Raw genomic sequence first — 19,120 nt, 5'->3', positions numbered from 1 at the left:
CACAGAGAATTGTGGCCAACATCTCAAAGCAATTCAGGGAAACGATTGCGCAGCAGCTTTTCCGATTCTAAAGATAGCATACGCATTCCCGTATAAGCTCTCCCCTTCTGCACCAATTCCGAAGCTTGGTCTCGGTTTCCCATCCGCAGGCATATTTGCGCTTGTGCATAAAGGCTGCGCTTCACCTGAAATGTATCTTCCCATTTTAAGGCTACCTTCTCGCATTCACATTGGAGATTCAGCGCAGCCTCCAAGTCCCCAATTTCCAACCTCATTTGTGCATGCCGGTCCAAAATTTCGGGCAACATGTAGTCCATCTTGATGGTGCTGAAGTCGGCGGCTGATTGGGAAAACAGCTCAATTGCCATTGCTGTCTGTCCCAATTTGTAGTAGAGCATCGCTTGGTCTGCCAAGTTCTCGGCTGCCAAACTGCGCGAAGTCGAGGCCTTTGCCAAAGGTTGCGCTTCCTTCAGCACCGCCAATGCGCCCTCGAGATCCTCCTCTTCTTCCAGCAGCTTAGCCTTGAAAGTCAGGAGATTACAAAGCCGAATGGTTTCATGACCAACACCGTATTGGTAAATCAGTTGCTCGGCTTCAACAATCAATTTCAGGGCAAGCGCATTGTAACCCGTTTCAAAAAGCAATTCCGCTTGGTCTTTCAAACAAGGCACCAAACCCAAATGATTGTTGAGTTCCCGAAGGTATAGTTCCTGTTGCTTGAGTATTTCCTGCGCGGCCTCCTTTTTCCCGGAAAGCTTCTGCATCATTGCGTAAGCCCCCAATCTCGCCGCGATTGTGGCCTTGTCGCCTGCTTCAAACTTGAGGATTTCAGCTTTTTCGCGCAACCAACCGGACCGTTCGAGATCGTAGGTATGGTTGTCCTCGATATCGGCCTGCTGCTCATAGTTATTTCCAAGTGACAATTTGTCTCCCAGCGCTTCCAAGATTGTCGCCTGTTCCATCAACAACCGGATTGCCGCCTCAAAATCTTGCGCATCGCATTGCTGCTGAATGGCATCCGTCAAACGTTGGATTTTGTCCAAGGCCTGGCCTTCAGAATCATCAAGATTTGCTCCGTTCATCGATCTGGTACTCTGTGTTTAAAGATCAACTTTTTACGTACACTTCGCTCCCCAACTCCACAAACTCCTTCGCCTTTTCCTCCATTCCTTTGGCCAAAACGCCTGCCTCGGCGATGCCTTGGGCTTTGGCGTAGTCACGGACATCCTGCGTGATTTTCATCGAACAGAAATGCGGGCCGCACATGCTGCAGAAGTGGGCGACCTTGGCGTTTTCCGAAGGCAAGGTTTCGTCGTGGTAGCTACGTGCGGTATCGGGATCGAGTCCGAGGTTGAACTGGTCTTCCCAGCGGAATTCGAATCTTGCCTTGCTCATCGCGTTGTCGCGGACTTGTGCGCCAGGATGTCCCTTGGCAAGATCAGCTGCGTGGGCAGCGATTTTATAGGTAATGACGCCATATTTCACGTCTTCGCGGTTCGGAAGCCCGAGGTGTTCCTTGGGCGTCACGTAACAGAGCATCGCAGTCCCAAACCAGCCGATCATGGCCGCGCCGATGCCGCTTGTGATATGGTCGTAGCCCGGCGCAATGTCGGTTGTGAGTGGGCCCAACGTATAGAATGGCGCTTCATGGCAGATTTCGAGCTGCTTTTCCATGTTTTCCTTGATCATGTGCATCGGCACGTGACCCGGACCTTCGATCATCACTTGCACGTCGTGCTCCCAAGCGATTTTGGTCAGTTCGCCAAGGGTTTCGAGCTCCGCGAATTGGGCTGCGTCGTTGGCATCGGCAATCGAACCCGGCCGCAAGCCGTCCCCAAGCGAAAATGCCACGTCATAGGCCTTCATGATCTCGCAAATCTCCTCGAAATGCGTGTACAAAAAGCTCTCCTTGTGATGCGCAAGGCACCATTTGGCCATGATCGAACCGCCGCGCGAAACGATGCCCGTCACACGGTTTGCGGTCAGCGGCACGTAGCGGAGGAGCACACCGGCGTGAATCGTAAAATAGTCGACGCCTTGCTCAGCTTGCTCAATCAAAGTGTCCCTGAAAATCTCCCACGTGAGGTTTTCGGCTTTGCCATTGACCTTTTCGAGGGCTTGGTAAATGGGAACCGTGCCGACGGGAACCGGCGAATTACGGATGATCCATTCGCGGGTTTCGTGGATGTTTTTGCCCGTGCTGAGGTCCATGATGGTGTCGGCGCCCCAACGGATGCCCCAGACCATCTTTTCGACCTCTTCCTCGATGCTGCTGCTCACGGCCGAGTTGCCGATGTTGGCATTGATTTTCACGAGGAAATTGCGGCCGATGATCATCGGCTCGCTTTCCGGGTGGTTGATGTTGTTGGGGATGATGGCGCGGCCGCGGGCGATTTCGTCGCGCACGAATTCGGCGGTGATGTGGTGCTTGGGCGTGGCTGCGCCGTAATTGTGACCGGGATGCTGCTTGAGCAATTCGGCGTTGTAGGCATCGATTTTCTGGTTTTCGCGGATCGCCACAAATTCCATCTCGGGCGTGATGATGCCCTTGCGTGCGTAGTGCATCTGCGACACGTTCTTGCCCGCCTTGGCGCGCAAGGGATTGGGAATCTGTGGAAAGCGAATGGCATCCACCTTGGGATCGGATGCACGTTTGTTGGTGAATTCGGAAGAATGGCCCTTCAAACGTTCGACGTCGCCACGGCCTTCGATCCATCGTTGACGGAGGGGTTTCAGGCCTTTGTAGATGTCAATTTCAGCCTTCGAATCGGTGTAGGGGCCCGAACAATCGTACACATAAATGGGAGGATTGGCCTCGCCTTTGCCGTTTTGCGAGAAGCTTGCAGGCGAATCGGACTGAGAAATCTTGCGCATGGGCACCTGCAATTCGCCAACATAGACCTTTTCTGAACCGGCGATAGGTCCAGTGGTGATGCCATTGACCTGTACAGGCTTGAATTCCTTGCCTTTATTTTCGACAGAATGAGAACCGTTTTCCTTGATCATAACGCTTTTTTCAGGGCCCAAAAGGCCGATTTAGTCCAAAACAACGCTGAAAAAAGGGCAAAGGAGACCGCTTCCGAATTTCCCGACGCCAGCATGACCTGGTTCCGGTGGGAAGGGTATGATCTCAGTCTCCCGCAATGCGAGAGGCACCCCTAATTCTTGCAGGGCGAAGATAGGGAAAATTCGGGAAAAAGGCTGCGGATCAATCTTGGTTGGGAATCACCTGCGGGATGGCATCCAATTCGGCTTGAATGGCGATTTGCTCGTCTTCGAGGTCAAAATCGGTTTGCAATCCGAGCCAGAAATGGGCACTGTTGCCAAAGTACTTGCCGAGACGTAATGCCGTATCAGCAGTGATACGTCGACGGCCCTTGATGATTTCGCTGACGCGCGTTTGGGGGATGCCAAGATCTTTGGAGAGCCGGTAGGCGGAAATTAACATCGGTTTGAGAAACTCCTCATTCAGGACTTCGCCGGGGTGGATGTTGTTCAAACTTGCCATCTCTTCAGTGTTAATGATAATCCATAATCTCAACCTCAGAGGCATTTCTGCCATCCCATTGGAAAATGATTCTCCACTGGGAATTGATCCGAATGCTGTAAAACTCCTGCAAATCTCCAGAAAGTTTTTCCAAACGATTAGAAGGCGGCACCCGCAAATCGTGGGTGCTCTGGGAGTTGTGCAGCATTCTCAGTTTTCTTCTTCCTGCCTGCTGCATTTCGAGCGGCCATTTGGTTACCCGTTCCCCTCTCCATACCATTTCTGTCTCCTTTGAACCGAAACTCTGGATCATTGACGCGATACGTTAGTAACGGCAAAAGTAAGCAAAAGTTGCAGCGTTGCAAATTCTTTGAACCATTGCCAAAGTATTTGCCCAAGCGAAAGGCGGTATCGGCGGTGATGCGTCTCACCCATGCACCCAAACCAAAATCGCGGGGACCAACAAGGGCAACAAACATACTGCCACGCAGGCGGCAATCAGGATTTGCATGCGAATTTCCTTGCTGCCTTTGGGATTGAAACGCTGCTCAAGGCGGGGAATGAAGCGGTAGGCCCAAATTTCGAGGAAGAGAAAAGGCACCCAAATCGCGAGGTGGCGTAGCATCAGGAGAAAAATGCTTCCCAGCACTTGCAGGGGCGTGTCAGTCTTGTCGTGAGTGCCATAAAAAGTCTCCCAAATGGAGGCAAACGCGAGAAAACAAAGGATTCCAGCCGCCATGGCAACATAGACATAATTGGTGCGTTGCTTCTGCCACCAATCCGCCACTGAAATGCGTTCTTCTTCCATATTCTGAACCAGCTTGGCCGGCCTCCATTCACCCAAACCTAGGCCCGGCAGTAGAAAAGTTCACCGCGGGCTACCTTCGACAACTTTGCAGAAGGCTTGCCAAAACTAGCGAATTCCAACCAAACCAAGGATTCAGGCTTTCCTTTTCGGCAGCTTTCCCGTTGCCGAATTCTTGGAAAAATTGAATATCTTCGGCATTCGGAGCTGAAAAAATGGGCTTCAGAAGAAGAATTCGGCATGAAAGGCACTGAGGTTCAATTTACGCATGCGAAACCGGGAATCGGGAAATCGTTGTTTGCACTTTTTCTGATGCTCGCGACGCCGACCTCGGCGATGCTGATTTGGTACACGTTGTTTCATTTGGACGGCTCGATCACGGCCCTTTTTCAGGCATTTGTGGACAAAGGTCCCATGGAAGTGTTTGAAAAGGCTTGGTTCGACCACTTTTGGGGGAGTGTGACGGCATGGAAGATCCTGGGCATCTACATTCCGATTCAAATCCTGATGATGAAGGTCCTGCCCGGCAAACCCTACGAAGGCCCTGTCACGCCCATGGGCAACATTCCGAAATACAAGGACAATGGCCTCCTTTCCTTTGTGCTTTCGATCGGATTGTTTCTGGGTGCTTCCGAAGGGATGGGCTGGTTTCCAGCCTCCATCATGTACAATACCATGGGCGAATTGCTGGCAGCACTGAATATTTTTGCGTTGACCTTCTGCCTGTTGCTTTATTTCAAGGGCCGCTTTGCTCCCTCTTCGACCGATTCCAGCACCTCGGGCAACGTGATCTTTGACTATTACTGGGGCACTGAATTGTATCCTCGATTTTGGGGAATCGACGTCAAAATGCTGACCAATTGCCGTATCGGCATGACCGGTTGGGCCTTGGCCGCGATTTCATTTGCTTTCGCCCAAAAGGAACTCATCGGTCATTTTGATCCAGCGCAACTGGTTACGTCGGGCCTGCTCGTGATGTACCTGACCAAGTTTTACATCTGGGAATCAGGCTATATGCGCTCAACGGACATCATCACGGACCGTGCCGGCTACTATATCTGCTGGGGTTGCTTGGTCTGGGTACCTGCGGTTTACTCCTCCCCTGCCTTTTTCATGGTCGGCCACCACGACATTCTACCTGCTTGGGCGGCCGTGGTCATTTTCATTTTGGGAGCGATCAGCATCTGGATGAATTACTGGGCTGATTATCAGCGGCAGGCATTCCGCAAAGCAAATGGGAAGATCAATATTTGGGGCAAGCCAGCGACGTTTATCAAGGCGAAATATGTGACCGGCGCGGGCGAAGAAAAGGAAAACCTCCTGCTCACCTCCGGCTTTTGGGGCCTCGCAAGGCATTTTCACTACATTCCCGAATTGGCAGCGGCTGCTTTCTGGTCCTGCACCGCGGGATTTGGCTGGTTTTTGCCATGGTTTTACTTCCTTTTCCTCTGCATTTTGCTCGTGCAACGCACCTACCGCGACGACGAAAAATGTCAAGCCAAGTACGGCGAATACTGGAAACTCTACAAGGAAAAGGTCAAATACAGGCTGATTCCGGGACTTTTCTGACTTTCACGCCGACTTGCTGCATCCAACTTGGTGCCTTTGTAGCAAAATTCACAGCATCCAGCTTGGTGCCTTCGTGGCAAAATTCACAACATCCACCTTGGCGCCTTCGTGTCTTTGTGGCAAAATTCACAGCACCCTGCTACGTGTCTTTGTGGCAAAATTCACAGCACCCTGATAGGTGGCAAAATTCACAGCGACAACCCAGACTTCAATGCACCCTATACTGCTGAAACCAAGCCCAATGCTCGACAGGCCCGTTAAACGGGTGGTTGGTTCCATTGGGATATTCGTGCTCCAAACCCTTGATCAACATGAACCGAAATTCGTGGGGCGGTGTCGCCGTCAATCCCGGGTATGTCGCCAACAAGGCCACATTGGAGTCGCCCGTCAACACATAATTGGAATCGCATCCAAACGAATTGATATTGGCACTGACCACCTTGGAGCCATACGCTGAAACATTCATAAAAAGCTCAAAATCCCGCATTGGAATATTGGTCGTGGAATCGGTGAGCAGTCTATCATCCACATTTCCAATCTCATACCAAACAGGAATCTTGTTCAATGGATTCACCAATGTATCGTTTGAAAATGAACCGGCTGATTCCACGACAGCAGCAATGACATCACTCATCTCGACGGAGCATCTAGTAGCCATTTGGCCGCCGTTGGAGAAGCCTACCATATAAACCTGCCCATCGTCCAAGGTGAATTTTTCGCCGAGATCGGTTAAGATCTGCCTCAAAAATTTGACATCGTCACGCGGAGTTTCACCACTGCAGAAGCTGAATGCCCCCGGAAAACAATTCCATTTGGTAATGTTTTGGGTGTTTCCGTCCTCAATGATGCAGTAGCGCCACGAGGATGGGAAAATGGTCAGAATATTCTCCGTTTCACCGAGCTCTTTCCATCCCGAAATGTTGTAAAATTTGAGTCCGTCGCCGCTCGTTCCATGCAACATGAAAACAACAGGAATTGGCACGTCTGGATCATAGCTTTCCGGGACATGGACGTAGTATTCGCGGTCATCGCCGTCAACCACGGTGGTAAAACGGTTCTTTCCGATGTCAAAGCCAATGGTCTTGTCCTTCTTGCAGCTTGCAAAAGTCAAAAGCAAGGCAAGGAAAAGTAGAAAGCGCGTATTGATTTTCATTGTGGATGAATTGATTCTAAGATGAATGTAGCAAAGACCCGCAAAAAATCCAATGGTTTATTGGCGTTCGAAAAAATTCGTTCGTCCCTTGCACAGTCAAAGGCTCAAATTGGTACATTACCTGTATCCTTTCAACTCAATTGCGTTTGCTTCTAAAATTCTGATCATGAAAAAAGGTACATTTTCGCATCTCGTTAAGGTCCAATTCTGGGTCCTGTTGACGCTTTTGATCAGCCTTTCAGGCTGCGCCGCTGCACCAAAATGGATGAAAGGAACATGGCAAGGCACTGGAAACCAAGTCGACGGACAAACTTGGGAAGTCTCCCTCGATGCAACCAAGCTTTGCAAGATCCAAATCGATTACCCTGATCTCGACTGTGGCGGCAAATGGAAAATGGTCAACAAGACCGAGAATGGTGCCGATCTGCGCGAATTGCTCACCTACGGACTTGACAAATGTGACCAAAATGTGGAAGTGGTTGTTTCCCGCGTCTCTGACCAACAGATTAAGGTCGAATACTTCCTCAAAAGCTATTCCGACAAGGCCATTGCCACAGCGATTTTGACCCGTTCAAGCGAAGAGCGCACCAAATTCCATGAACGCGCAAAGCCAGAGATTGAAATTCTTGATTATCCGTCTTCGCTTCCAAGCCCGTCCAAGGTCGCTTGTACCAATTTGGGAAGAGAATTTTCTCGGCTCACGACAGGTTGTCCCGTCTTTTCCTCCAAGGCAAGTCTTGCATTCTTGGCGATTCCACCGCCCGACTTGGCAGCTTGATGGTTTTCTTCAAATCCTTTTGCATCAACCTTTTCTGCAATTTGTCGCGTGGAAAGCTCGGCCAATGCAGTGAAGATCAATTCGCCTTCCGTCATGTGGTCGCGCAGGTTTTGTTGTTCGAGACCCTTCAATTCCTTGTGCGCTTTTACCGATAGCTCGGACCATTCTTCATGGATCACATTGGTGAGAATCGCAAATTCACTTCCCGGCTTGATCTCATGAGAGGCCCAATAGTCCGTAAGCCGGATTCTCGTTTCCAGTCCCATCAAACGATGTTTGATCCAGTTTTCGGTTCGACCATGTTTTTCCCAGGTTTCTCGTGCGCGTGCAACTGCTAGCTCGGGATTTCCAAGCTCTTGCATCCGCTCATACCCGACCTTGGCGAGCCATAATTTGATCGGTTCGGCTTTGGGACTTGGAACGGATTGGATGATGCGGAGGATCGTTTCTGCCGTGCCTGCATCAGTTTGATACATTTTACCATCCGCGGAGGCCATTTTCAGTTGGTTACAATTTGTAACCGACTCACTGCCTTCCTTCTTGAGCCGATTCTTGAGGACCTTCCAATAATTCCTTGCAGCCTGATAATCTGCACTCTGAACCAAAATCTGAATGATATCCACCACAGAAAACCACCACGAGTCGGTTTCCTTGTCATACACGCGCCGGATGGCGTGTTGCTCAAACAAAATTGCATGCTGTTCCTTGTTGCTTTCCATGCTCCACTTTTCCTTTCTCCCGCTTGGGCTTTGAGTTAATGAAGCAAAAATACAAACAGAATTTGCTAAATACAAATTTTCGAGGTGAACAATGTAGTTTTATTTAGCAATTCGGCAAAAATACCAGAATAGTTGGACTCAAACCACTTGACCGCCGCAACTCGACCCAAGACCTGCAGTGCAGCCATAGCAATGCTGATCGACCACGATTGCACGTTTCATCAAACTGGCAAAATCGAAGTCTTTGAGGTGTTGCGACTTGCTTGCCACCTTGATGTCGAGCATTTGATTGAAGTCGCAGTCGTAGAGATAGCCGTCCCAGCCGATGGAAAGTGTATTCCGGCACATGACGCCGAGCGCTGCCCCGGGATTGAAGGCCTCGATCAGCTTTTGCATGTAGTCGTCGTAGTTGCCGCTGCTGATCAAATAGTCCAAAAACCGGCTAATGGGCATGTTGGTGATCACATAAAGGCTATTGAAGACGATCCCGAAATTCGCCAGGAGTGCTTTTTTGTAGTCCGATTCCAATTCGCCTTGTGGACCTGGCATCATCGCGCCTGTCGGATTGTAAACCAGATTGAGCTTCAGGCCGGTACCTTCCTTGCCATAGCCCACCTCGTTGAGCATTTGCAGGGCTTTGATCGACTTTTCAAAGACGCCATCGCCACGCTGACGGTCGGTGCGGCCTGCCGTGTAATGCGGCAATGAAGAAACGACTTCGATTTTGTGCTTGGCAAAAAACTCGGGGAGGTCGTGGTATTTTTTGTTGGCCAGAATGATCGTGAGGTTGCAACGCACGATAATGTGCTTGCCGAGTGTGCTCGCTTCTTCGACAAACCACCTGAATTCCGGATTCATTTCGGGCGCACCGCCCGTCAAGTCAACTACTTGGATTTCAGGATGCTGTGCCAAAACATCGAGACAAAGTTGCATTGTCTCGTGGGTCATGATTTCCTTGCGGTCAGGCCCTGCATCGACATGGCAATGCTTGCAAACCTGATTGCACATTTTCCCCATGTTCATCTGGAAAATGTCGATTCCCGTTGGCTTCAAAGGGTTTAGCCCAATGGCCTGAAGCTTATGGGCAAACTTCTCGCCGCCATCTGCATTGAGCTTCTCCAACTGGGCGTTGCTGTTGGAAAACAGGTGGCCCTGCGCAAGCAATGACTTCATTACATCAACACCTTTTTCGCGTGACCCATCATTTGTGTCGCGTGCACGAGTGAGGATCCTCCGCGAATGGCTGCTGCGACGTGCACCGCTTCCATCAACTGCTCCTCCGTACAGCCCTTTTCGAGGGTGTCGTGGGTATAGGCGTCGATGCAATACGGGCATTGCACGGTATGGGCAACGGCAAGCGCGATCAGCGCTTTTTCACGCGCAGTCAAGGCGCCTTCTTTGAAGACTTCGCCGTAGTAATTGAAAAACTTGTCGGCCAAGGTCTTGTCAAACTCGCCGATGTTGCCGAATTTCTTGAGGTCTTCGGGCTTATAGTAGCTGTCCATACGCTTCCTTTTTCAATGCTTTGATCGCTTTACAACCATCGGGTGATGCGAATGTTTCAGCGCAAACCGCCCTTTGAAGGAACGAAGATAGGGCAAATCTCAAAGAATCGGAGGAAAGAATTCGAAGAATGCGGCTTGGAACGGTGGAAGTGGCTACTCTACGATCACGGTGATCCAGTTGGAGTAGACGGGGGGGACTTCGATGATGCCGATTTCCGGGAATGGACGCTGCACGTAAACGGCGCGAACTTGGTAGGTGCCAAGAGAATCCAGAGGGTATAGCTCCTGTAGATCAAAGTTCTTTGACATGGATTTCCCCTTTTTCAACGTCCTTGTGTGGGTCCTCCTTCTGTGGTATGGAGAAACAAAATGCCGAAAATCCTTCCAATCATCATAAATGAGCCCATCTTTTACAATTTCGCAAATCCAACTTACATAAAGTGTTTCGATTCGCTCGAGTTGAGGATCCTTCATTACTCGAATTTTCACACCTCCAACATGAAGCAAAGAAACTTGCAACGGAATTTTTTGTCCTCGTTGGACACGCACGGTGTCAGGAGCCAATAAACCAATGAGTTTGATTTGCCTTTCGGGGACGGTCTGAGCCCTTGTAGTTGAGAAAATCGTCCACAAAACGATGGAAAGCACTGAAAATACAAAATGAATCTTCCGACGAAGCATGGGTAGATCGTTACAACTTTGCTTCCACGTTCAAAATTTCTCGGTACTGTTCTTTATACTTTTCTTGGAGTGCGCTGTTTAAAAACTGGTAGTATTTCTTCGCATTGTAAATCGCGATCTTAACATTTCGAATTTTTCGATGTTGGATCACATCAGAGTTTGTAATTTCCCAGTAATAGGCACGGAATTCTGCATCGTATATGTCTTTTGATGGATGATCGCCAATATTGTCCAAAACATGTTGATACTCATGTCCTATAGTTCGCACAATTAATCCGAAGTCCTTGCGAAAAAGAGACTTGCTAAAAACGATGGTTTGGTGCGCTTCAGGATTTGCTTTTCCATTCGTAATTCCCCAATCCTTCTGACCCCTTTCGACTTTGATGGTTACCATTTCCCGATTCCAGCCGTAATTGTCCATGACAACACCAACCGCATTACAAAGGTAGTTATCACTCCCGGTTTCCTTCGCCTTCGCGACAATCTTCCAAAACAAAGCCTCAAACTCATCATCCGGCATTTGTCCGCCGCCATCAGCCGCATGCGCGGCTTCTCCCCCACTTGCTTCCAAGCCAAACTTGGGCGGGGCCATCGTCTTCCCACCAACTTCTTGGTCAAATGCAGAATCTGAGCTTACGGGAGCTTTTGCCTGAACTTGCTGTGAATCTGTTGCTTTCATAGGATTGAATTTTGAAAAATGAGGCTTTTGATGCCAGCAAATTTGCAAATTCCATCCCCAATTTCCAAATCTCACCTCAACCGAGGCGCGCGCTCATCGGCATCCAAAGCCACGCGCTCGCAAGCAGGAACCGAACCGATATTCGGGCCGGCAGAGATGCGGAAGTGCATGTAGTTCGTGGGTTTTCCCATGCCCTGAAAGCGCCTTTCGTAGTCGGTGGTGATGCCGTTGTCGTCGTTTTTCAATTCGGAGGCGTGCAGATTTCGGGTTTGGGCGAGCACTTCGATGGCAAACACTTGCTTCTCATTCAATTCTGCAAAATGCGCCAAAGTGTACTCAAACAGAGAATTGTTGTCCGTTTTGAACCAGACATCGCCATTTGCAGGCAGCATTTGAACGTAGTTCTTGAGGAACTTCTCATTCGTCATGCGTTTTTTGCTCTGCTTCATGCGGGGAAACGGATCGGGGAAGGTGATCCAAATCCCTGCAACCTCGCCTGGCGCGAAAAAGTGTGCCACGCCGTGAATGTCGGCTCTGAGAAAAGCGACATTCTTCAAGCCTTCCTGCAAAGCCGTTTGCGCCCCTGTCCACATCCGCACACCTTTCAGATCGACGCCGATGTAGTTGAAGTCAGGATGCCGGCGCGCCAATCCGACGCAAAGGTCTCCCTTGCCGCAGCCGAGTTCGAGGATGATCGGATTGTCATTCCCGAAGTGGGCATGCCAAGTGCCGGCCAATCCGTCCTTGCCAAAGATGCAATTCGGAGCCGTGCTGAATTCTTCGAGCTTTACCAGCTTGTTTCTTCCCATGGCTGCAAATATACAAGGTCGGCCGTTGTTTCCCGCCAAACAGTCTATTGTTTTGCAGGCCAGACCAATCGCCAAACAAAATTTTCTATGGCATTCGGCGATGCTCCCAGAAATCACGTCCAAACACTTTCATTCTAATGAATTGCTGCTAACTTTGCCTCGTTTTTTCACTGAGAATTCATTTAAAAGGAGAAATACAGCTATGCCTTATTTGTTCACATCCGAGTCCGTATCCGAAGGGCACCCTGATAAGATTGCTGATCAGATTTCAGACGCCATTTTGGATGCCATGCTCAAGCAGGATCCAAATTCACGCGTTGCATGCGAGACCATGGTTACCACCGGCCTCGTTGTCGTGGCTGGCGAAGTCACTACCAAAGCTTACGTGGAAGTACCTGAGGTTGTGCGTGAAACGATTCACCGCATCGGCTACAACCACGACGATTATCGCTTTGACGCAGACAGCTGCGGCGTTTTGGCTTCCTTTCACAGCCAATCCCCCGACATCGCTCAAGGCGTGGACGAAGGCAAGGGCCTCGACCTCGACCAAGGTGCAGGCGACCAAGGCATGATGTTTGGTTATGCGACTGCAGAAACCCCCGAATACATGCCCATGGCCTTGGCATTCAGCCACCGCCTCCTCAAGGAATTGGCTAACATTCGCAAGAATGAACTGAGCCTGATGCCTTACCTCCGCCCTGACAGCAAGGCACAGGTGACCATCGAATATGATGACAACGGCAAGCCGATGCGCGTGCACACCGTCGTCGTTTCCACACAGCACGACGAATTCGTGACTGCCAAAACCCATCCGGATTTGAGCCCAGCAGAGCGTGATCAGCTGATGCTGAGCACCATCGCCAAGGATGTCAAGAGCATTCTGGTGACCCGCGTGATTCCTGCCGAATTGCTCGACAGCAATACCATTTATCACATCAACCCAACCGGGAAGTTTGTGATCGGTGGTCCTCACGGCGACGCCGGCCTTACCGGTCGCAAAATCATCGTGGACACCTACGGTGGCAAAGGCGCGCACGGTGGTGGTGCCTTCTCCGGCAAAGATCCAAGCAAAGTGGACCGTTCGGCTGCCTACGCAACCCGTCACATCGCCAAAAACCTTGTCGCTGCAGGTGTGGCTGACGAAGTGTTGGTGCAAGTGGCCTATGCGATCGGCATCGCACGCCCTGTTTCGATCAACGTCAACACCTATGGCACCGCCAAGGTGAAAATGAGCGACATCGAAATCGGCAAAAAAGTCGAGGCGATCTTCGACATGCGTCCGAAAGCCATCGTGCAGCGTTTTGACTTGCTCAACCCGATCTACTCGGAGACTGCAAGCTACGGTCACATGGGTCGCACCCCTGAATTGAAAGAAGTCGAAGTCGCCTACGTGACCATCGAAGAAAACAACGGCGTCCGCAAGGAAATCCGCACCTTCCAAAAGAAGAAAGTCCAATTCTTCGGTTGGGAATTGCTGGACTACGTGGACAAGGTGAAGGTGGCGTTTGGCATCTGATCTTAGTTGAAGTGAAAATAATGAAAGGCCGTCTCGAAAGGGATGGCCTTTTTTTGTCTGGTGAAATGGAAATTTTAGACTTCTCCTCGCTCGAAATTTTGCTATCTTTAGATAGTTTGGCAATGCATTGAAATTTAATCTTCGGTCAAATGAGAAGCGCATCAACCCTATCATTTTCTCTGTGCCTATTATGCGTCATGGTATTGGTTTCGTGCCGAAAGGACAGTGTGAATTGCGACATCGAATGCGCCACCCAGACGGAGGAGCTATTGTTTCAAACTGGGTTCAAGAACACGACACTGACCAATGGGGATTTTGAAAACGTCGCCTTCGCTGGAACCGATTCAGATTTGCTCACCAACAATGATTGGAACGATTTCCAATCCCATTCAAAAATCGGTTTTGTAGAGATCGGTTATGAGGCTGGCGATGATAGCCAACGCAAAGCCTCGATCGTGGAGGATCCCGATAGCGCGGGAAACAATGTTTTGAAGTTCCAGCTCTTTGAAGCCCATATCAGGGAGGGCACCAAGCGCAAAGGCCGTATACAGTTGAGTGTACATGACAACAATTGCATCAAAGAAATCTATCAGACTGTTAAGTTGAAACTGCATCCCGACTTGGTTTATTTTGAGCAATGGTCTGAGCGTATTTATTGGTTTACGCTTTTTGAATTCTGGAACAACGGTGCCTGGACCAAGGAGAAGAATGCTTTTCGAGTCACCGTCAACGTCAACAAATCAGAAGGTAGTGGCAGCCCACTCAATTTCAGGGCTAAATCGGATTATCAAAATTGTCGCACTTGCGAATGGAAAGAGGTTTGGGGACAAACCGCGACTTCATTTCCACTGGTGTACGGTGAATGGATGGAGATCGAATTATACATCAAGGAAGGCGATGCAAACAACGGCAGATTCTACATGGCAGTAACGCCAGAAAACGGAACGAAAACTGTCCTATTGGATATCCAAAATACTACCCAACATCCTGACGAAAATTGTCCAGATGGATTCACCCATTTTGAAGCCATGAAAATGTATACATCCGAGGATAATATCGCTTACATGAATGCTGCAAACAAGGAGCTTTCCGTTTTTTGGGACGATTGGAAGCTCTACCTGAACAAGACTCCGTAGGTCAATCCCTGGCCAAGGCATTCGGGCCATCAATTACTTGGAAGCCAACAACATCGAAATCGGGATGCTACTCAAATTCGGTGGCCCAAGCCTACAGTTTCATTGACTCACCAACAAGAAATTCAAGCCAAACGAATAGCTTCGAATGCCAATTCTACAGCAATAACATTCTGATTCGCAGAAGGAATCCCAGCAATCCCAAAAATCCCAGTCCTGCTGTTCTTACCCCTCCGTATTCTCTGGAATCGCCATCGTCACGGTGCTTCCTGCTTCCAAGGCGGTGATGATTTGCTTCAAATAGGCCAAACGCACGCGGTTCCTGCGGGTCGTAGCGCCCGCGATATCATCGGTCGTTTGACCGTAAAACAATTCGGTGTTGCCGGTGCCTTCGCCGATGGCTTTGCCGTATTTGTCCATGTAACTCTGCGTCTCGTCGCCTTTCTCAAACAGGGCGGCCACAGCCTTGAATTGCTCAAGGTGGTTGCCGTCGTTTTCGATGAGGACTTTGTTGATTTGGGCGACGCGGTCAAAGGCATAATATCCGCCTTGGTATTTGAGGTCGGTGAGCAATTCGATCATCGCAGGATGCAAGCCCGTCCATTGCGCCTCAGTCATCACGTAGGTACCCGCTTCGACGCCGTCTTTGACCTCACGCGCAGCGGCATTCGAATTGTCACTTGCGGCTACGGTGTTGGTAGCCATGTCCTTGGCCTTGGCTTCGTAGTCGTCGAGCATCGTGGCGAGCAAGGCGTATTGAACGTCCGTCGCGATTTCGCCGATGTCGTCTTTGTTGTCGGTGACGAATGTCCCGGCCGCGGCACCTTTCTTGCCATAGCCTTTGGAGATTTTGGTGGCTTGGTCGACGCCCATGCCGGCTGCGGTTAATTCAGTAACGACGTCGGCTTCCGTACGGCTCCCAATGTCATAGCCCTTGCCCAAGGTCACGCCCGAGGCGTCGGTTCCCGGCCAATGGATATACTTGGTCGCTGCATCGCTGCCCTCGCCCGTCGTCGTCAATTCTCCCGGCTTGATCGTCAATGTTTCGGTCTCAGCTGCCGCCGCTTCAGGTTCGGCGGCCATGCTCATTTCCGGTTCCGCCGTCAACGAAAATGCAGGTGGGGCCATTGATTGGCCGGCATTTTCGGGCGTACACATAAGGCTATTGTTGTCATTCGAAGTCAGAACGGGCTGCAACTTATCTTTTTCCATGGCAAATAGACATTTTTAGACTGATGAATGGCTAAAGATAACGATTCGAAGGAAGAAGGCAAGGAATGTGGGTATCTAATCCTATCAGAAGCGAGAAAATTCTATTCGATCCGCCGCATCCAGTAAAATTGCCGCGGGTCCTCCAATTTGTCGACGCCGATTTCAGCTTGCAAAACCATGCCGACCTTCAGGTTTTCATCGCCTTTCTCTGCCGGGCGGGTAATGGAAATGGTGTCGCCCAAGAATGTGATTTTGGGATCGGATTTGTTGATGGCGGACTTCACATGCAGGTCGATGTAACTGTACATCAGCACCCTGCCCTTCATTTTACTGAGGTCATGTTGCCGAAAGCCGACAACCTCTGCGGTGACGGTAAATATGCGATTGTCAGGCATTTGTGATTGGGGTGATCGCTGCGAATGGCATCCAGCCCATGCGGTGATTGCGCCAAGTACCACCCAAATTTTGGATTTCATTCGAAGAAAAGGGCTCAACGGCAAAAGGGAATCAATTTCCTGCAACCTCGGGCTTTTTGACCTCCTTGGCGGGTTCCTCGGGTGCGAGCGTCACGCTTTTGTCCCCTTTTTTGCTCATTTTGTCCATGTCGGCGTACAAGGCATTTGGCAAGCATACGCCCATCATCGAACCGCCCGGTGCACTCTTGCCGGCAGCTTTCACAGCATCCACAGCGAAGGTTGTGCAATTGAAACGGTACAAATTGTAATCTGCGTTCTTTTTGCCTTCGACGTAGGCCAACATGTTTTTGAGTTCCTGCAAATTCAAGGAATACTCCACGGTGCCTTTCGGTGCGTGCGCCAAATCGGGCTCTTCCACACGACCAGGAACCCATTTAAAAGGATTCAAGGAAAATCCCCGGTGTGCAGTATCGTTGCTCGTGCCGTTGCCCGGCGTCAATCCGGCGTCGACGCGCTGTTGGCTGTCGTCGGGATAGGTCATATCGCCGGTGCGGTTGATCAAAGGCCAAAATCCGAAGGAAGCGTAGCCAGCCTGCAACAATGCTTTTGTCAGCGGATTAATTTCATCTGGCACAGCCGTCGGATCGTTGTATTCCAGACTCACCCACGAGTGACCCACCTGCGCATTTTGCAATTCACTGAACGTCAATTTTGTACGATCAACCGTTTCCGTATCCGAATGCAATTTGAGTTTGGCGACGGGCGCATTGCCCTCCCCTTCCGCACCACCTGCTTTCAACGAAAACGCGGGTGGCGTCATCGTTTTACCACCTGTGGTCTCAGGCTCCTTGTTTTCGGGCTTTTTGAGCTGACTGATCTTACCGGTCGAACCTTTCATCGCAATTTTGGCTTTTAGACTTTCCTTCTGCGAAGCTGTCGAAATTTTGCGGCATATCAAAGCCCTCGATTCTGGAAAAACCACGAAGATGTCCACAAATTTGAGGTCCAAGCCTTGCGGATGAAGACATTCGAAGGAAAATCCAGCCTCAAAAACCGTAGCTTCGCAGCATGTTTCATACAATTGAAATCAATGTTGCAGCACAGGAAGTCGATTTGGCTGCCGTTCACCTGCAATTGATCAGCAGAAAACTCGGCATTCCGGCAAAACAAATCTCCGGCATCGAACTCGTGCGCCGCTCGATCGACGCGCGCAAACGTCCGCCGATGTACCTGCTGCAATTTAAGGTTTGGGTGGATGAAAAGCCTGAACCGGAGCCTTTGTGGGACTTTCCGCTGCAGGATGTGACGAATGCTGCACCTGTGGTGATCGTTGGATTCGGACCCGGCGGAATGTTTGCGGCCTTGCGTTTGATCGAGCTGGGGCTCAAACCGATCGTCATCGAACGCGGCAAAGAAGTACGTGCGCGGCGGCGCGACCTTGCAGCCATCAACAAGGAAGGATTTGTGGACGCCGACAGCAATTATTGTTTCGGGGAAGGTGGTGCAGGTACATTCTCCGACGGAAAATTGTACACCCGCAGCAAAAAACGCGGCGATACAAGTCGCATCCTCGAAATTTGGTGCAGCACGGCGCCACACGTGAAATTTTGATCGACGCGCATCCGCATATCGGCACCAACAAATTGCCGCAAATCATCAGTTCGATTCGCGAAACGATTCTAGCGCATGGCGGCGAAGTGCATTTCGAGAAGCGGGTCGAGGATATTGTAATCACCGACGGGCAAGTCGAAGGCGTCAAATTGCATTCGGGTGAAACGATTGCGGCCAAATCCGTGATCCTTGCGACAGGGCATAGCGCACGGGATATTTTCAAAATGCTGGCCGACAAGAAACTTGAAATATTCGCCAAGCCATTTGCCTTGGGTTTGCGGGTCGAACATCCGCAACCGTTGATTGACAGCCTGCAATATCATTGTGATGTGCGGCCGGATGGCTTGCCTGCGGCTGCTTATGCGCTGAGTACGCAGGCTTACAGTCGCGGCGTGTATTCCTTTTGTATGTGTCCGGGTGGAATTATCTGTCCGGCTTCCACAGCCAATGACGAATTGGTGGTGAATGGCTGGTCTCCCAGCAAACGCGATTCGCCCTTTGCCAATTCGGGGATGGTAGTAGAGGTCACGCCGGAGGACTGGAAACAATTTGGCACCGACAATCCCTTGGCAGCCATGGAGTTCCAATCGATGGTCGAAAAGGCCTGTTTTGTCGCGGGTGGCGGAAAACAAGTGGCACCTGCACAAAGATTGCAAGACTTCGTCAGCGGAAAAGCCTCGTCTTTATTGCCCGATTGCAGCTATTTGCCGGGTTTGAATGCCGCAAAATTGGAGGATGTTTTGCCCAAAGAAATCAGTTTGCGACTCAAGGAAGGCTTCCGCGAATTTGGCCGCAAAATGCGCGGTTATCTGACCAATGAAGCCGTTGTGGTAGCAACCGAGTCGCGTACGAGTTCGCCGGTGCGCATCCCGCGGGATGCGGAGACGCTGATGCATCCGCAGGTGCGGGGCTTGTTTCCTTGCGGCGAAGGCGCCGGTTATGCGGGCGGGATCATGTCGGCGGCGATGGATGGGGAGCGATGTGCGGAGCGCTGTTATGAATTGAGATAATTCAGAATTGAGAATTAAAAATTAAGGCTTGCGCATT

The 19,120-nt window shown here is 50.4% G+C and carries 18 protein-coding genes, 1 pseudogene and 1 riboswitch; of the genes and pseudogenes, 4 read left to right on the top strand and 15 right to left on the bottom strand.

The window, feature by feature from the left end; all coding sequences use genetic code 11:
• Positions 1-23 precede the first annotated feature (23 nt).
• From IPN95_23670 to IPN95_23650, 5 genes are all read right to left on the bottom strand, one after another.
• Positions 24-1,082, bottom strand: a complete 1,059-nt coding sequence (locus IPN95_23670; protein ID MBK9452364.1) for a hypothetical protein — start codon at positions 1,080-1,082, stop codon at positions 24-26.
• 25 nt (positions 1,083-1,107) lie between these two features.
• Entirely contained in the window at positions 1,108-3,006 is a 1,899-nt protein-coding gene (thiC, locus tag IPN95_23665) for a phosphomethylpyrimidine synthase ThiC (protein ID MBK9452363.1), read from the bottom strand.
• 63 nt (positions 3,007-3,069) lie between these two features.
• A riboswitch (TPP riboswitch) is annotated at positions 3,070-3,170 on the bottom strand.
• 38 nt (positions 3,171-3,208) lie between these two features.
• Complete coding sequence (locus IPN95_23660) at positions 3,209-3,508, bottom strand: HigA family addiction module antidote protein (GenBank protein ID MBK9452362.1); 300 nt, start codon at positions 3,506-3,508, stop codon at positions 3,209-3,211.
• A 10-nt stretch (positions 3,509-3,518) separates the two neighbouring features.
• The gene (locus IPN95_23655) at positions 3,519-3,800 is read right to left on the bottom strand and encodes a type II toxin-antitoxin system RelE/ParE family toxin (protein ID MBK9452361.1); all 282 of its coding nucleotides are present in this window, start codon (positions 3,798-3,800) and stop codon (positions 3,519-3,521) included.
• Between the two features lie 114 nt (positions 3,801-3,914).
• Positions 3,915-4,295 carry a hypothetical protein gene (locus tag IPN95_23650; GenBank protein ID MBK9452360.1) on the bottom strand — a complete coding sequence of 127 codons (381 nt, stop codon included), beginning with the start codon at positions 4,293-4,295 and terminating at the stop codon, positions 3,915-3,917.
• Between the two features lie 237 nt (positions 4,296-4,532).
• On the opposite strand from IPN95_23650, the gene IPN95_23645 reads away from it, so the two are divergent.
• Positions 4,533-5,861, top strand: a complete 1,329-nt coding sequence (locus IPN95_23645; GenBank protein MBK9452359.1) for a 7-dehydrocholesterol reductase — start codon at positions 4,533-4,535, stop codon at positions 5,859-5,861.
• A gap of 208 nt (positions 5,862-6,069) precedes the next feature.
• On the opposite strand, the gene IPN95_23640 is transcribed toward IPN95_23645, so the two are convergent.
• The 7 genes from IPN95_23640 to trmB form a co-directional block, all read right to left on the bottom strand.
• A complete protein-coding gene (locus IPN95_23640; GenBank protein ID MBK9452358.1) occupies positions 6,070-7,014 on the bottom strand; it encodes a hypothetical protein in 945 nt (314 codons plus the stop codon).
• A gap of 630 nt (positions 7,015-7,644) precedes the next feature.
• Positions 7,645-8,511: a hypothetical protein gene (locus IPN95_23635; GenBank protein ID MBK9452357.1), complete on the bottom strand. Its 867-nt coding sequence runs from the start codon at positions 8,509-8,511 to the stop codon at positions 7,645-7,647.
• Positions 8,512-8,649: 138 nt separating this feature from the next.
• A complete protein-coding gene (arsS, locus tag IPN95_23630) occupies positions 8,650-9,684 on the bottom strand; it encodes an arsenosugar biosynthesis radical SAM protein ArsS (GenBank protein MBK9452356.1) in 1,035 nt (344 codons plus the stop codon).
• Entirely contained in the window at positions 9,684-10,016 is a 333-nt protein-coding gene (locus tag IPN95_23625; GenBank protein ID MBK9452355.1) for a carboxymuconolactone decarboxylase family protein, read from the bottom strand. The genes arsS and IPN95_23625 overlap by 1 nt, the downstream gene beginning before the upstream one ends.
• 153 nt (positions 10,017-10,169) lie before the next feature.
• A complete protein-coding gene (locus IPN95_23620) occupies positions 10,170-10,697 on the bottom strand; it encodes a hypothetical protein (GenBank protein ID MBK9452354.1) in 528 nt (175 codons plus the stop codon).
• Positions 10,698-10,707: 10 nt separating this feature from the next.
• Positions 10,708-11,376: a hypothetical protein gene (locus IPN95_23615; protein ID MBK9452353.1), complete on the bottom strand. Its 669-nt coding sequence runs from the start codon at positions 11,374-11,376 to the stop codon at positions 10,708-10,710.
• A 71-nt stretch (positions 11,377-11,447) separates the two neighbouring features.
• The gene (gene trmB, locus IPN95_23610) at positions 11,448-12,185 is read right to left on the bottom strand and encodes a tRNA (guanosine(46)-N7)-methyltransferase TrmB (GenBank protein MBK9452352.1); all 738 of its coding nucleotides are present in this window, start codon (positions 12,183-12,185) and stop codon (positions 11,448-11,450) included.
• Between the two features lie 202 nt (positions 12,186-12,387).
• Between trmB and IPN95_23605 the strand changes: the two genes are divergently transcribed.
• Together IPN95_23605 and IPN95_23600 are read left to right on the top strand one after the other, a co-directional pair.
• The gene (locus IPN95_23605) at positions 12,388-13,701 is read left to right on the top strand and encodes a methionine adenosyltransferase (protein MBK9452351.1); all 1,314 of its coding nucleotides are present in this window, start codon (positions 12,388-12,390) and stop codon (positions 13,699-13,701) included.
• A 197-nt stretch (positions 13,702-13,898) separates the two neighbouring features.
• A complete protein-coding gene (locus IPN95_23600) occupies positions 13,899-14,837 on the top strand; it encodes a hypothetical protein (protein MBK9452350.1) in 939 nt (312 codons plus the stop codon).
• A gap of 222 nt (positions 14,838-15,059) precedes the next feature.
• Here the strand turns inward: IPN95_23600 and IPN95_23595 are convergent, their stop codons facing one another.
• From IPN95_23595 to IPN95_23585, 3 genes are all read right to left on the bottom strand, one after another.
• Positions 15,060-16,046 carry a hypothetical protein gene (locus IPN95_23595; protein ID MBK9452349.1) on the bottom strand — a complete coding sequence of 329 codons (987 nt, stop codon included), beginning with the start codon at positions 16,044-16,046 and terminating at the stop codon, positions 15,060-15,062.
• 101 nt (positions 16,047-16,147) lie between these two features.
• Positions 16,148-16,522, bottom strand: coding sequence for a hypothetical protein (locus tag IPN95_23590; GenBank protein MBK9452348.1), 375 nt, complete (start codon positions 16,520-16,522; stop codon positions 16,148-16,150).
• 31 nt (positions 16,523-16,553) lie between these two features.
• Positions 16,554-17,543, bottom strand: coding sequence for a hypothetical protein (locus IPN95_23585; protein ID MBK9452347.1), 990 nt, complete (start codon positions 17,541-17,543; stop codon positions 16,554-16,556).
• Here IPN95_23585 and IPN95_23580 point away from each other — a divergent pair.
• Positions 17,531-19,083 (top strand): annotated as a pseudogene (locus IPN95_23580) (FAD-dependent oxidoreductase). The gene IPN95_23585 and the pseudogene IPN95_23580 sit on opposite strands and share 13 nt — an antisense overlap.
• The last annotated feature ends 37 nt before the right edge of the window (positions 19,084-19,120 follow it).

The organism is Bacteroidota bacterium (assembly GCA_016718825.1).
Taxonomy (GTDB): Bacteria; Bacteroidota; Bacteroidia; order J057; family JADKCL01; genus JADKCL01.
Note: the sequence above shows the minus strand (reverse complement) of the source record. Positions and strands in the feature narration are given on the sequence as shown.